Origin of the sequence: Curtobacterium sp. MCPF17_001, assembly GCF_003234615.1 — a bacterium.
GTDB lineage: Bacteria > Actinomycetota > Actinomycetes > Actinomycetales > Microbacteriaceae > Curtobacterium.
This window is the reverse complement of sequence record NZ_QKSL01000021.1, coordinates 14,226-27,539: the sequence shown is the minus strand read 5'-3', so window position 1 is coordinate 27,539 and position 13,314 is coordinate 14,226. Positions and strand designations below refer to the sequence as shown.

Below are 13,314 nucleotides of genomic sequence, written 5' to 3'. Positions count from 1 at the left end.
GGTGATCGGGTGCGAATCCTCGTCCTCGGTTCCGGTGCCCGCGAGCACGCGATCATCACGGCTCTCCTGGCGGAGAACGCCGCGTCCCCGGGCGGCGGCCACGTCATCACCGCCGCACCCGGCAACGCCGGCATCGCCGCCGACGTCGAGACGGTGTCGCTCGACCCGTCGAACGGCGCCCTCGTCGCGGAGTACGCGTTCGAGAACGACGTCGACCTGGTCGTCGTCGGCCCCGAGGCCCCGCTCATCGCCGGTGTCGCCGACCCGCTGCGCACCCGCGGCATCCCGGTCTTCGGTCCGGGCAAGGCCGCCGCGCAGCTCGAGGGCTCGAAGGCGTTCGCCAAGCGGATCATGGCCGAGGCCGGGGTCCCGACCGGGCGCCCCGTGTACGCCGGCACGGTGGCACAAGCCGCGGCGGCGCTCGACGACCTCGGAGCCCCGTACGTCGTGAAGGCCGACGGGCTGGCAGCCGGCAAGGGCGTCCTGGTGACCGAGGACCGGCAGGCGGCGCTCGACCACGCGACCTACTGGTTGCAGCACGGTCACGTCGTGGTGGAGGAGTTCCTCGACGGCGAAGAGGTGTCGCTGTTCTTCCTCAGCGACGGGCACGACGTCCGGCCGCTCTCTCCTGCACAGGACTACAAGCGCCTGGGCGACGGCGACCTGGGACCGAACACCGGTGGCATGGGCGCGTACTCGCCGCTGCCGTGGCTCGACGAGCGCTGGGGCTCCGAGCAGGCCTTCGTGGACGAGGTCTCCGAGCTCGTCGCACTGCCGACCGTCCGCCAGCTCGAGCACGAGGGCACGCCGTTCGTCGGGCTGCTCTACTGCGGGCTCATCGTGACCGAGCAGGGTGTCCGCGTCATCGAGTTCAACGCCCGGTTCGGCGACCCGGAGACCCAGGTCGTCCTCCCCCGCCTGGCGACCCCGCTGAGCGGCCTGCTGCTGGCAGCGGCGACCGGGCAGCTCGACAGCACCCCGCGGCCGGAGTTCCGCGACCAGGTAGCGGTCACCGTCGTCCTGGCGAGCGAGGGCTACCCGGAGAACCCGGTCACCGGTCGGGTCATCACCGGGGTCGACGACGCGAACGCCCGCGACGGTGTCGCGGTCCTGCATGCGGCGACCGGAACCCTCGACGGGGACCTCGTCGCCACCGGCGGACGCGTCCTGAGCGTCGTCGCGACCGGGTCAGACTTCGCGCAGGCCCGCGACCGCGCGTACGCGGGGCTGCACGACATCACCCTGCCCGGCGGCCAGTTCCGCACTGACATCGCCACGAAGGTCGTCCGATGAGCACCGCACCCGTCGTCGAGGGCTGGCGTCACGTCTCGTCCGGCAAGGTCCGCGAACTCTACGTCCCGGCCGACACCGCCGACGTCGCCGGAGCCACCGAGCTGCTGCTGCTGGCCTCGGACCGGGTCAGCGCGTACGACTTCGCACTCGAACCGCCGATCCCCGGCAAGGGCGAACTGCTGACGCGGCTGTCCCGCTTCTGGTTCGGCCAGCTGCGCGACGTCCCGAACCACCTGCTCACGCCGAGCGGGACCACGACCCCGGTGCCCGCCGACGTCGAAGCCCGCTCCATGCACGTCATGCCCCTCCGGATGTTCCCGATCGAGTGCGTGGTCCGCGGGTACCTGGTGGGCAGCGGCTGGGCCGAGTACCAGGAGTCCGGCAGCGTCTGCGGTGTCGAACTGCCCGCCGGCCTGTCGAACGGGGACCGCCTGCCCGAACCGATCTACACCCCGGCGTACAAGGCGCCGCAGGGCGAGCACGACGAGAACATCTCCTTCGAGCGCACTGAGGAACTGGTCGGGCCGGCCGACGCCGCCGCCCTCCGGGACCTGTCGCTCGCGGTGTACTCCGACGCGGCGGCGATCGCCCTGCAGCGCGGGGTCGTCATCGCGGACACGAAGTTCGAGTTCGGCCGCGATGCCGACGGCCTCATCCGCATCGCGGACGAGGTCCTGACCAGCGACTCCAGCCGCTACTGGGACGCCGCCGCGTACGAGTCCGGCAACCGCACCGACTCCTTCGACAAGCAGATCGTGCGCGACTGGCTCAGCGCGCACTGGGACCGCACGGGCACGCCGCCGGTGCTGCCGGACGAGGTCGTCCAGCGGACGGCTGCGCGCTACCGGGAGCTGATCGAGCGCCTCGGGGCCTGACGGCCGCGGGGCCTCGGCACCGCGAGACATCGGGGCCGCGGGACCTCGGGGCCGCCTGCCCGGCGTCTGGCGCGGGTCAGGCGTCGCGGGAGACCACGACGACGGTCAGGTCGTCACCCGGGTCGTGCTCGATCGCGCGCCCACGGACGCCGGCCAGGAACGTGCCGAGGTCCGGCGACTTCCGGTAGAGCGCCCCGAGTCGGGACAGCGAGGCCAGGGTCGAGTCCCACAGTTCGAGTGCCCCGTCGCTGACCAGCAAGAGGGAGTCACCGGGTTCCAGGACGAGTTCCCCGACGGCACGGTCGATCCCGACGGGGTGCAGGCCGATCGGCAGGTCGACGGAGCGCAGGACGGTCTCGGTGCCGTCGGCGTGCAGGTGCAGCACGAGGCCGTGCCCGGCGTCGACGAAGTCGAGCCTGCCGGTGGTGGTGTCGAGTCGGCCGTGGAACAGCGTGGCGAACGCCTCGGCCGCGCTGAGGTCGGGCGACACCTGCTCCTCGAGCGCTGCGACCGCGGTCGCGGGGACCTCGTTGGTCCGGGCGAGCAGCGCCCCGCGCATGCCGGCGGCGAGGAGTCCGGCCGCCATGCCCTTGCCCATCACGTCCGCGACCGTCACGTCGACGGTGTCCCCGGCGACGCGCCACTCGTGGAAGTCACCGGACACGATGCCGTGCGGGATGGACGTGCCCCCGATGGTCCACCCGGGCAGGTCGACGGTCCGCGGCTGCAGGCCGGACAGCACGGTACGGAGCCGGTCGTCGTCCAGGCCGGTCGCGAGTTCCCGCTCCGCCCAGACGGCGAGTTCCTGCAGCAGGACGACGTCGTCGGCGGTGAGTGTCCGCGGCTCCGGGTCGATGAGGCAGAGGGTGCCGACCTTGGTGGCGTCGGCACCGACGTGCAGCGGCACCCCGGCGTAGAAGCGGACGTTCGGGTCGTCGTTCACCATCGGCAGGTCCGAGAACCGCAGGTCGTCGCGGGCGTCCGCCACGACGACGGGACCGTCCTGGTGCAGGGTCCGACCGCAGAAGGTGTCCTGGAGCGGCGTCGACCCGGGGAACACGGCGTCCGACTGCTGCGACTTGTGGAAGAGCAGGTCGTCGCCCGCCAGGTTGAGGAAGGACCCGGCGACGCCGAAGGCCTCTCGGGCGATCCGGGTGATGCGTTCGAAGCGCTCCTCGGGCCCGCCCTGCACGACGTCCAGGGCAGCCAGGAGGGCAGCACGACGAGCGGTCTCGGGAGCGAGGGCCTGATCCGCCTGCTGCTCCACGTGCTCGATGCTCATGCCTCCACGGTAACGCGGATACCGGACACCGCCCGCGTGCTGTTCCCAGAACGCATGCCCCCAGTGGACGGGCCACCCGGGCGTCCCGCGTAGCCTGGATCCGTGTTCCGCCGTGTCGCCCCCGCCCTCGCCCTGGTCTGTGGCGCGACCCTGGCCCTCACCGGCTGCGGCGCGGAGAACCCCACCGGGCAGGTGTCCGTCACGGTGTCGAAGAACGCCGCCGACCACCCGTACCAGGTGAAGGTGTTCCTGCCGAACGGCGAGCCCTCGTCGCACCAGCAGGTCTACCCGGGCGACACCGCGGACTTCGCGGGCGTGCCCCTCGGCGAGGTCACCGTCCGGGCGGGCGACCTCTGCCCGCAGCGCGCAGAGGTCCGAGCCGACCGGGTCGCGAAGGTGACGCTGACGACCGTCGGTTGCTGAGCCTCCCGTCCGGACGCCGGCGTCTCCGCCAGACGGCCCCCTCAACTGCTGAGACGCCGCCGAAGTGCTGAGACGCCGCCGGATCTGGCGGCGTCTCGCGCCTTCCGGGGCGTCTCGCCCCGCCGCTCGCGCCCCGACGGTCAGTGCGGGTCGGGGACCGCGTCCCACTCCGCGCCGTAGCGCGACAGCACCGACCACCGGTCCGCCGGCCAGGTGATGACGAAGGCGCGTCCGACCACGTCGTCCATCGGGACGTTGCCGTGGATCCGTGAGTCCGCCGAGTTGTAGCGGTTGTCGCCCATCACCCAGATCCGCCCCTCCGGCACTGTGATCGAGAAGTCCTCGCCCGACACCCGTTTCACGTCCTCCGGCAGCCGCACGTACGGCTCGTCGACGGCGTGCCCGTTCACGGACAGCCGGCCCTGTGCGTCACAGCACTCCACCCGGTCCCCCGGCAGGCCGATCACCCGCTTGATGAGGTCCTCACCCTGTCCCGGGCTGAGCCACGCGTTCGGGTCGCGGAAGACCACGACGTCACCGCGCTCCAGTGGCATCACCCCGGGCACGAGTTCGTTCACCAGCACCCGGTCGCCGACCAGGAGCGTGTTCTCCATCGACTCCGACGGGATGTAGAACGAGCGGACCAGGTACGCCTTCACCAGGAACGACGCGAGCAGGGCCGCCACCACGATGATCACCAGGTCGCGGAGGAACCGCCTGGTCGACCTGCGACGCTCGTCGGCTGCGCCTTCGATCGGTGTGTCACTGCTCAATGTGTCGCCACGACCTTCACGAGTGAGATCGCGAGCGCGACCGCGGCGAGCACGATCCCGCCCCACAGGCCCAGGAACGACGGCTGCTTGCCGCTGAACCGCTGGAGGAACACCCCGACCAGGCCGATGCGCGCGACCAGGATGACGACCGCCGCGATCTGCGCCCACTCCGCCGGCAGCCACCCGAGCCACGCGGCCGCGTAGAGCACGGCCGGGATCAGACCGGAGGTCGCGATCGGGTTCGCGTTCCGCGTGATGACGGCGACGGTCTCGCGACGGGCGTCCTCGTCACCGGTGGCGCCGATGGAATGCGCCACCAGGTGCGCGAGCACGTGCGCCAGGTACGTCAGGACCGCGGTCGCGAGCACCGTCAGGACCGCGGAGCCGTGCTGGATCTGCTCCGGCGAGACGGCGATCGCGACGGCGAGGACGGTGATGTTGCCGTAGATGTACGACGACATGCGGTCGCGGACGTGCTCGACCGGCAGGTCCTGGGGTCGCGGGCGGCGACCTCGGCGTTCAGGGGGCATCGGTCCATCTTGGCCCGTCCCGGCCCGGTCCGGCTGACGAGCAACCGGATGCGATGCCAAGGTGGTCAGGACCGCGCACCGCCGCACGGTCGGGATGGAGGCCCGCATGACGAACCGCAGACCACTCGCCCTGGTGACCGGGGTCGGCCGACGAGCCGGGATCGGAGCCGCGATCGCGACGCGTCTGGCCGCCGACGGGTGGGACCTCGCGATCAGCTGGTGGGGGCCGTACGACGAGCGGGTGCACGGGGGCGCCGACCCGGACGGCGTGGACGCGGTCGTCGCGGAGTGTGTGGCGACGGGAGCTGCCGTGACGCGCCTCCCGGTCGACCTGGCCGACCCGGAGCAGGCGGCCGCACTCGTCGGCCGCGCCGAGGCCGAAGCGGGCGTGCCGGTGACGGCCGTCGTGATGTCGCATTGCGAGTCGGTGGACTCGGACTTCGCGACGACCACCGTCGAGTCGTTCGACAAGCACCTGGCCGTGAACGTCCGCGCCCCGTTCCTCATCGTGCAGGCGTACGCGCGGCGACTCCGCGAGGGGGCCGACGCGCCGCTCGATCGGCGTCGGGTGATCGCGCTGACGAGTGACCACGTCGGGTTCAACCTGCCCTACGGCACGAGCAAGGGCGCGCTCGACCGGTTGATCGTGGGGGCTGCGATCGAGCTCGGGGACGTGCGGGTGAGTGCGAACACCATCAACCCGGGGCCGAACGACACGGGGTGGATGACGGACGAGATCCGGCAGGCCGCGGTCGACCAGACCCCGCTCGGACGGCCGTCGATGCCCACCGACACCGCGGCGCTCGTCGGGTTCCTGTGTGGGCCGGACGGCGGATGGGTGAACGGGCAGCTGCTCAAGACGGACGGTGGGTTCAGCGCGAAGTGACAGGCGCTGTGCCGGGGGCACCGACCCGGAGTCGTTGACGTGTCACCGAACGGGGCGCAGACTGGAGGGATGAACTCGCAGGACCTCCTCGCCGCGGACACCGGGATGGGCGCCGTGACGCTCCGGGTCGCCGACCTCGACGCCATGACGGCCTTCTACCGGGACGGCGTGCGGCTGACGGTGCTCGTGCAGGAGGGGGCGCGGGTCGTGCTCGGGCGGCCCGTACCGGGTGGCGGCAGTGTGCCAGCTGGCGGCGCGCTCGCCGTGCCGGTCGTCGTGCTCGAGCACGAGCCCGCACTCCGGCAGGCGAGTCCCGGGCAGGCCGGACTGTTCCACACGGCCGTGGTGTTCGACGACCGAGCGGACCTCGCCGCCGCCCTGTACTCCGTCGCCACGCGGTACCCGCAGTCGTTCACCGGCAGCGCCGACCACCTCGTCAGCAACGCCTTCTACTTCACGGACCCCGAGGGCAACGGCGTCGAGCTGTACTGGGACCGCGACCGCACCGAGTGGTCGTGGACGCACGGCTCGATCGACATGGACACCGTGTACATCGACCCGAACGCGTTCCTGCAGGAGCACCTCACCGCCGAGGCGCTCGAGCACGCCGACACCCGGCCCGGCCGCGTCGGCCACGTGCACCTGTCGGTCGGCGACGTGGCCTCGGCGAAGGCGTTCTACGTCGACACCCTCGGTTTCGCGACCACCGCGGCGATGGGCAGCCAGGCGCTGTTCGTCAGCGCCGGCGGGTACCACCACCACATGGCGATGAACACGTGGAACTCCCGAGGGGCGGGCCGGCGGCAGCAGGCGCTCGGACTCGGGCTCGTCCGGATCGAGGTCCCCGCCGCCGACGACCTGGGCGCACTGACCGCGCGGATGCGGGACGCCGGGGTGCAGACCGCGGACGACGGGCGGACGGTCGCGTTCGAGGACCCGTGGGCCAACCGCATCGAGGTGACCACAGCCGGGCGCGGGTGACGTGGCGGGCGTGCGCCGCGCCTCCCGGGCGTGCAGCCTTGCTGCGGCGAGCTGAGGTGACCTGCGGTGCGGTGCGGTGCCGCCGTCTGCGGGGTGCTCGCATCAGCGGGTGCGGAAGTAGCGGTGCAACGCTCGCTCCCGGATGAGGGGGACCGCGGCCGCGCCGCCCGCGACCGCACCGACGAGCCCGAGCCCGCAGAGGACCGCGCCACCCGCGACGATCGGCAGCCTGTCAGCGACCGGGAGGCCCCGCACCAGTACGACGGACACGGCGAGCGCCAGGGCGGTTCCGACCACACCCCACGCGAGGTGCTGGACCGCGATGCCGAGTGCCTGCGCTGCCGTGCTGACGCCGACGTGCCGGTCGGAGGCGATCGACAGGCGCCGACGGAGGATCGCCGCGCCCCCGACGACCAGTCCGAGTCCGAGTGCGGCTCCCTCGAGTACGCCCGGCGTCGGGAGCTCGCTCGGGGCGAACGCCGTTCCGGACCGCGGGTTGAGCTGGCCGAGGGTCGACCGCTCGCCCTCCTCGGAACCGGTCGCCGGCAGCAGCGTCCGCCGCACGCTCGCGAGGGCTGTCTCGTCCTCCGGCCAGATCGTCGCCCAGCAGGCGTCGAAGGGTGCGTCGTCGACAGCGGTCGGCGCCAGGACCGCGTACGCCAGGTCGGGGTCCCGGCCGTCGTCCGGGTACGAGTAGACGCCCGCGACGGGGACCGGCCCGTCCGGCGTCACGATCTGCTCGCCCGGATGGACGCCCAGCTCGTCGGCCACCTCGGGCGCGACGACGACACCCGGACCGCCGGTCGTCCCGGTGACGCTGAAGAGCGAGGTCGCCCCGCTCGTCACCTCGTAGGTCGGGATCGAGGTCCCCGGGAGCGCTGCGACCACCATGCCGTCGTCGAGCCGGCGGAGCGCCCCGGCCGCCAGGACGTCCGGCTCGTCCGCGAGCGCCGCGCACGCGCGACCGTCGATCCGTCCCGCCGCAGTGAACACCTGCGTCGCCGCCCCGGACACCACCCACTGGGCGGCAGCACGGACGTCCCCGGCGACGGTCTGGGTCCGGAGGCCGACGACACCGCCGATCAACACCGCGAGCACGACCGCGCACGCCACCGCGGAGCCCGCGCCGGTCGCCAGGTCGCGCCAGGCCTCGCGCAGTACCTCGGTCACGCGCATGGGGTGCCGGGTCCTCGCGGGGACGGTGCGAGGACTCACCGGAACGCACCGAGGTCCAGGACCTCGCCGCATGCAGACCGTGTGGCGTCGTCGTGCGTCGCGACGACGACGGTCGTGCCGGCGGCTGCGAGTTCGGCGATCACGCCGTTGACCTCTGCCGCGGTCGTCCGGTCGAGCTGGGCGGTCGGTTCGTCGACGAGCATCAGGGTCGGCGCCGCGGCCACACCCCGGGCGAGCATCAGCCGTTGCGCCTCGCCGCCGGACAGCTCACGGAAACGCGCTGTCGCTCGGGGCGCCAGGCCGAAGCGCTCGAGGATCGTCCGTGCCCGCTGCTCCGCTGCCCGCCGGCGCATCCCGTGAGCGAGCAGCGGCAGGGTCACGTGGTCGAGGGCCGTGCGCCGAGCAACACCGTGGGGGTTCTGGAACACCCAGAGCACGGCCGCGTCGTCGGGTAGCTCCACGCGTCCGGACGTCGGGGTGGTCATCCGCGCGAGGATCGCGAGCAGGGTCGACTTGCCGGAGCCGCTCGGGCCGATGAGCGCCGTCACCGTGCCGTCGTCGAAGGTCCGGTCGACGTCGTGGAACAGCCCGGTCCCGTTCGGCCACCGGTGCCCGACTCCGCGGAGGCTCACCGGCATGACCGACCGGTGTCCGGGACAACGCGGACGCGATCGAGCGGTGTCGGGACGGCCGTCGCGGGGCCGGCGGTCGCGGGTTCGGCGGTCGCGGGGTCGGCCGTCGTGGGGTCGGCGGTCGCGGGGTCGGCGGTCGCGGGGTCGGCGGTCCCGCCCGGGTCGACGCGGATGAACGACTGCCCGAGCTCCGAGCCGACCACCTCGACCCGGACCGGATCGCCGGGCACCGGCTGGACGCACGCATGGTGGTCCCGAACATCCCAGAGCGCATTCGGGGGCACGACGCGGACCTCGAGCGGCTCGGCGAGCACCCACGACGCCGGCAGCGTCGGCACGCCGTCCGCAGAAGCAACGGTGGCGGCGTACTCCGGCAGGGCACCGATCTGCGTCAGTGCGTCCGGGTCCGTCACCACACCGTTGTCGTCGACGGCCGTGCGCAACTGCCCGACGGCGATCTCGCGTGCGCCAGCCACGGCCTCCGACGGGAGCTGCTCGATCCGGGCACCCCGCAGCTCCGCGGGCAGTTCGACGAGTGTGCCGTCGGCTTCGACCGGCGCCCCGACCACGGCGGTGCACGTCCGGACCGTCGCCTCGGCCGCCGGGATCCAGGCGAACGCCGAGCGCTCGATCGTGTCGTCCGGTACCGCCGCCCGGGGGACGTCGTGGGACAGGAGGAACGACCTCGTCGCCCGGAGCGTCCCCGGTCCGACGATGCCGTCGACCGCGATCGTCGAGCCGAGTCGGGCGAGTTCCTGTTGGAGACCGCGGACGTCCTCTCCCCGGTCGTCGCGCGTGAGGTCCCGGAACAGCGGCGTCCTGCTCGCGAACGCGATGACCGGCACGTCGTCGACCCGGGCGATCTCCGTGCCGCTGCGAAGAACCCCGCCCGTCGAACACGACGAGGACGTGACGATGCCGGTCCGGCTCGTCACCACCGATCGGGGCGCACCGGTGTCGAGCGCGAGTTGCACCTGGTGCTCGTCGGAGTCCGTCCGCTCGGTGACCGCCACGGTCTGGACCGGAGACGCCGTCCGCAGTGCCGCGGGTGGGTCGGTCGGGAGCGCCACGACCGCACCGACCGCGGCGGCGGCCGCGACGAGCAGGCTGCCGAGGCCGATGAGTGAGCCGGACACGGCTGCGCTGCGTCGCCCGCTCATCCCTGCCGCCAGAGGCTGAGCGGGTCGAGCCGACACTGCACGGCAGCAGGGTCGTAGTCGTCGAACGAGAACATGCCGGTGTCGTTCTCCGACCGCCACTTCCGCTCGGTGTAGTCCTTCCCGACGAGCCCGGACTTCTGCAGACACGCGACGGTGATCTTCGCTTCGTCCTGCTTCTCCGGGTTCCGCCGAGTCGCCGTGTGGAGGTAGGTGATGCTGTGGTCCCACTTGTCCAGGCAAGCGAGCCGCGTCTTCTCGAGCGCGGCGTCCACGCTCTTGGTGAGCTCACTTCCGTTCGAGGCGGTCACCTCGTACGTGTCTTCCTCGGACCACTCGAGGTCGAATCCGCCGTCACGCATGCAGATCTGCATGCGGCGATGTGAGTCGCTGAGCTCTGCGGCGGTGACCACACCGTCCGCGAGCACCGTCCGCTCGTAGGGAGAACCCTCTTGTCGTGCCTGCGCGAACTCCGCGATCCACGGACCCTCCGGCCCTGTCGCGGGGACATCGTCACGGTCGTCGGTTCGACCGGAGGCACAGCCAGCAAGAGCACCTGCGGCGACGATCACGGTGAGCAAACGAACCAATGTCGACAGCGAAGACAAGCCATGCGCCGATCAGGCTCGGACCATCCCGTACTGCGTGACGTTGGCGTAACAGAGCTTCTCGAACGACCAGGAATTGGCGCCGACGGCGTCGCCGAACTTCTTCTTGCTGTTGTTGATGATGTTGAAGTGCGCAGCTCTCCCACACCCGGTGTAGTTCTTGCCCTTGGTCTGAGTGATCTGACCCCAGCACGCCGCAGCTGTCGCCTCCGTTGCCGATGCTGCGTCGAGCGCGATGCCTCCGCTGACGACGATGCCGACGAGTGCGGTGCTGATGAGCAACTTCTTCATGATGATTCTTCCTCCCGGTCCGACAAGCCTCGTGGCGTGCCGTGCAATCTGAAATACTCAACGTAGAGTACTGCGGCTCAAGGGGGCAACCCCTTTCACTGCGCCGCCCGCTCACCCCTCCTGCAACAGGCCGAGCGGGTCGAGCCGACACTGCGTCGCCTCCGGTGACCACTCCACGAAGGAGTAGTCGTCGTCCTCGCGCTCGGTCCGCCAGCGCTGCTCGGTGTAGTCCCGGCCGACGACTCCTGCGCGTCGCAGACACGCCACCTGGAGCGCAGCCTCATCCCGGTGCTCCGGGTTCCGTCGGATCGCGTCGAACAGCCTCGAGATGTCGTGGTCGAACCTCCGCGAGCAGCCCCGCAGGTACGACATCACCTGTTCGATGCCCTCCCTCTGACCGTGCAACGGATCGATGTCCGCCGCGCCGTCGCGGTGTTCCTCATACCGGTATCCGTGCTCCCGCATGCACACCTTCGTCCGCGCTCGGGCGTCTGCGCGTTCATCGGCTGTGATCACACCGTCGGCGAGCATGCCGATCTGGTACGGGCTCACCGCAGCATCAGCGAACTCCTCCGCCCACGGCCCTGCGGCCGCGAACCTCGAGGGATCCATCCGCCCCGGAGTCGGCTCGCCGCGGTCCAGAGGAGCCTGAGCACAGCCGCTCAGAATCAGGGCGCACATCGCCACCAGGGCGCACGACCGCGGCGTCACGGTTCCCGCCAGAGCCCGAGCGGATCGAGCTGGCACTGCTGCGCACGCTTGTCGTACTCGTCGAACGAGAAGACTCCGGTGTCGCCCTCGGCTCGCCACTTCCGCTCGGTGTAGTCCTTCCCGACCAGGCCGACTCTTCGCAGACACGCAACGGCGATCTCTGCCTCGTCCTGCTTCTCCGGGTTCCGACGAGTCTCCTCGAAGAGCATCGTCACGTGTTCGTCGTACCGCTCCTCGCACGCGCGGAGGACCGGATCCGACCGCTTGAAGAAGTCATCCGGGTACTTGCCGTCACGGGACGAGAGCTCGAAGCCGCCGTCCGGGTCGTACTCGATGTCCAGGCCGGACTCGCGCAGGCACTGCCGAACGTGGTGATGCGCGTCCTCGAGCTCCGCCGCCGTGACCTCGCCGTCACTGAGGATCGCCGCTTCGTACGGCGAGACCCCCTGCCGGAGTGCTTCGCGGAACTCGTCCGCCCACGGCCCACCAGCAGTCAGCGAGGCAACGGCGGAAGCAGTGGTCACGCGCGGATCCTCGGTCCGGGCACAACCCGGGAGGCCGAGCGAGACCACGGCCGCGCACGCGATGGCCGTCGCAACGCGGCCGTGCTCTCGACGTCGCATCTACCTGGCCGTCATCCCGTAGGAGACGACGTTCACCCAGCAGGCGTTCTGGGTGGAGTACCTGCCCCGCGTCACCCACGCTCCGTACTTCGACTTCGCGTTCTTGATCGCGTCCCAGTGACGCGCAGACGAGCAGGTGTTGTTCTTGCCCTTCCAGATGCTGACCGAGCCGTAGCAGGCCGCCGCCTCTGCCCGGGGTGCGGTCGCGGCGTCGAGCGCCAGGGTGCCGCTGAGGAGCGTGCCGACGACTGCTGCGCCGAGGACCAACTTCGTGATCATCCGAGTTCCTTCCCTCGCCACGAGCTCTCTCGTGGACGGCGCCACGGTAGGACTACCCGACTCCGGAATGCCAGTTGTCGGTATCCGGAATACCGACTTCGTCGGCACGCTCGGCGGTTCCCGGGCAGGATGGTCGGATGAGCGAAGACATCCGGTGGGAGGTGGTCGAGGAGAGCGCACTGACGCTCACCGACCACGAGGCGATCGCGGCGATGCTGGCGCAGGCCTTCCCGAGCTGGTCGCACTGGTACGTCGGCGGTCGGAGCTGGGCCGGCATGCAGCCCGAGCGTCGGGTGCTCGGGCGCGACCAGGACGGCGTCGTCCTGGCGCACGTCGGCGTCCGGCGCATGTTCGTCACGGTCGGTGGTGAGGACGTCCTGGTCGGCGACACCGGCCTGGTCGGTGTCTCACCACGCCTGCAGGGCTCCGGGGTGGGTCGCGAGCTGATGGAGCGCGCGCACGACGTGCTCGACGGGCTCCGCGTGCCGTACGGCTTCCTCGGTGCCGGCGAGGACCGGATCCCCTTCTACGCCCACATGGGCTGGCACGAGTTCCCCGAGGCGGTGGGCACCTTCAGCGCCTTCACCGCGGACGGTGCCGGGGTCGTGGAGACCGAGCAGGGCGGCTGGATGGTCCGTCCGGTGACTGCCCGCCTCGAGGACTGGCCGGAGGGTCCGATCCTCCTCAACGGCCAGCAGGTCTGAACCACCCGACCTGACGCACCCGACCGCGGTCGCCGAGCGGTCAGGAACGGTCGCACCGGGCCTCCCGGAACAACGATTCCTGACCACTCG

17 protein-coding genes are annotated in these 13,314 nt (G+C 71.4%); 6 read left to right on the top strand and 11 right to left on the bottom strand.

Annotated features, from left to right (window positions below; genetic code table 11):
• The first annotated feature begins 9 nt into the window (after positions 1–9).
• Together purD and DEJ24_RS15270 are read left to right on the top strand one after the other, a co-directional pair.
• On the top strand, positions 10–1,293 hold the full coding sequence (gene purD, locus DEJ24_RS15275) for a phosphoribosylamine--glycine ligase (protein ID WP_111079346.1): 1,284 nt from the start codon (positions 10–12) through the stop codon (positions 1,291–1,293).
• Positions 1,290–2,168: a phosphoribosylaminoimidazolesuccinocarboxamide synthase gene (locus DEJ24_RS15270; RefSeq protein WP_111079345.1), complete on the top strand. Its 879-nt coding sequence runs from the start codon at positions 1,290–1,292 to the stop codon at positions 2,166–2,168. The genes purD and DEJ24_RS15270 overlap by 4 nt, the downstream gene beginning before the upstream one ends.
• Positions 2,169–2,244: 76 nt before the next feature.
• Here DEJ24_RS15270 and DEJ24_RS15265 read toward each other — a convergent pair whose 3' ends face one another.
• Positions 2,245–3,450 carry a PP2C family protein-serine/threonine phosphatase gene (locus DEJ24_RS15265; protein ID WP_111079344.1) on the bottom strand — a complete coding sequence of 402 codons (1,206 nt, stop codon included), beginning with the start codon at positions 3,448–3,450 and terminating at the stop codon, positions 2,245–2,247.
• A 102-nt stretch (positions 3,451–3,552) separates the two neighbouring features.
• On the opposite strand from DEJ24_RS15265, the gene DEJ24_RS15260 reads away from it, so the two are divergent.
• Complete coding sequence (locus tag DEJ24_RS15260) at positions 3,553–3,873, top strand: hypothetical protein (RefSeq protein WP_111079343.1); 321 nt, start codon at positions 3,553–3,555, stop codon at positions 3,871–3,873.
• A 140-nt stretch (positions 3,874–4,013) separates the two neighbouring features.
• Here the strand turns inward: DEJ24_RS15260 and lepB are convergent, their stop codons facing one another.
• On the bottom strand, positions 4,014–4,646 hold the full coding sequence (lepB, locus tag DEJ24_RS15255) for a signal peptidase I (RefSeq protein WP_258374645.1): 633 nt from the start codon (positions 4,644–4,646) through the stop codon (positions 4,014–4,016).
• The gene (locus DEJ24_RS15250; protein WP_111079342.1) at positions 4,643–5,176 is read right to left on the bottom strand and encodes a hypothetical protein; all 534 of its coding nucleotides are present in this window, start codon (positions 5,174–5,176) and stop codon (positions 4,643–4,645) included. The genes lepB and DEJ24_RS15250 overlap by 4 nt, the downstream gene beginning before the upstream one ends.
• A gap of 106 nt (positions 5,177–5,282) precedes the next feature.
• On the opposite strand from DEJ24_RS15250, the gene DEJ24_RS15245 reads away from it, so the two are divergent.
• Together DEJ24_RS15245 and DEJ24_RS15240 are read left to right on the top strand one after the other, a co-directional pair.
• Positions 5,283–6,062: an SDR family oxidoreductase gene (locus DEJ24_RS15245; RefSeq protein ID WP_111079357.1), complete on the top strand. Its 780-nt coding sequence runs from the start codon at positions 5,283–5,285 to the stop codon at positions 6,060–6,062.
• A gap of 69 nt (positions 6,063–6,131) precedes the next feature.
• Complete coding sequence (locus DEJ24_RS15240) at positions 6,132–7,043, top strand: VOC family protein (protein ID WP_111079341.1); 912 nt, start codon at positions 6,132–6,134, stop codon at positions 7,041–7,043.
• Between the two features lie 102 nt (positions 7,044–7,145).
• On the opposite strand, the gene DEJ24_RS15235 is transcribed toward DEJ24_RS15240, so the two are convergent.
• The 8 genes from DEJ24_RS15235 to DEJ24_RS15200 all read right to left on the bottom strand — a co-directional run bounded on the left by DEJ24_RS15235 (position 7,146) and on the right by DEJ24_RS15200 (position 12,520).
• Positions 7,146–8,219, bottom strand: a complete 1,074-nt coding sequence (locus DEJ24_RS15235; protein WP_111079340.1) for a hypothetical protein — start codon at positions 8,217–8,219, stop codon at positions 7,146–7,148.
• Between the two features lie 35 nt (positions 8,220–8,254).
• Positions 8,255–8,857: an ABC transporter ATP-binding protein gene (locus DEJ24_RS15230; protein WP_111079339.1), complete on the bottom strand. Its 603-nt coding sequence runs from the start codon at positions 8,855–8,857 to the stop codon at positions 8,255–8,257.
• Positions 8,848–10,011 carry a peptidoglycan-binding protein gene (locus tag DEJ24_RS15225; protein WP_111079338.1) on the bottom strand — a complete coding sequence of 388 codons (1,164 nt, stop codon included), beginning with the start codon at positions 10,009–10,011 and terminating at the stop codon, positions 8,848–8,850. The genes DEJ24_RS15230 and DEJ24_RS15225 overlap by 10 nt, the downstream gene beginning before the upstream one ends.
• Positions 10,008–10,436 carry a hypothetical protein gene (locus tag DEJ24_RS15220; RefSeq protein ID WP_111079337.1) on the bottom strand — a complete coding sequence of 143 codons (429 nt, stop codon included), beginning with the start codon at positions 10,434–10,436 and terminating at the stop codon, positions 10,008–10,010. The genes DEJ24_RS15225 and DEJ24_RS15220 overlap by 4 nt, the downstream gene beginning before the upstream one ends.
• Before the next feature lie 192 nt (positions 10,437–10,628).
• A complete protein-coding gene (locus DEJ24_RS15215) occupies positions 10,629–10,907 on the bottom strand; it encodes a hypothetical protein (RefSeq protein ID WP_111079336.1) in 279 nt (92 codons plus the stop codon).
• 111 nt (positions 10,908–11,018) lie between these two features.
• Positions 11,019–11,438: a hypothetical protein gene (locus DEJ24_RS15210; RefSeq protein ID WP_146244582.1), complete on the bottom strand. Its 420-nt coding sequence runs from the start codon at positions 11,436–11,438 to the stop codon at positions 11,019–11,021.
• Positions 11,439–11,614: 176 nt separating this feature from the next.
• Positions 11,615–12,142 (bottom strand): hypothetical protein, encoded by a 528-nt coding sequence (locus DEJ24_RS15205; RefSeq protein WP_146242607.1) that lies wholly within the window; start codon positions 12,140–12,142, stop codon positions 11,615–11,617.
• 99 nt (positions 12,143–12,241) lie between these two features.
• Positions 12,242–12,520 carry a hypothetical protein gene (locus DEJ24_RS15200; protein WP_111079333.1) on the bottom strand — a complete coding sequence of 93 codons (279 nt, stop codon included), beginning with the start codon at positions 12,518–12,520 and terminating at the stop codon, positions 12,242–12,244.
• A gap of 137 nt (positions 12,521–12,657) precedes the next feature.
• On the opposite strand from DEJ24_RS15200, the gene DEJ24_RS15195 reads away from it, so the two are divergent.
• On the top strand, positions 12,658–13,224 hold the full coding sequence (locus DEJ24_RS15195; RefSeq protein WP_111079332.1) for a GNAT family N-acetyltransferase: 567 nt from the start codon (positions 12,658–12,660) through the stop codon (positions 13,222–13,224).
• Positions 13,225–13,314: the final 90 nt, after the last annotated feature.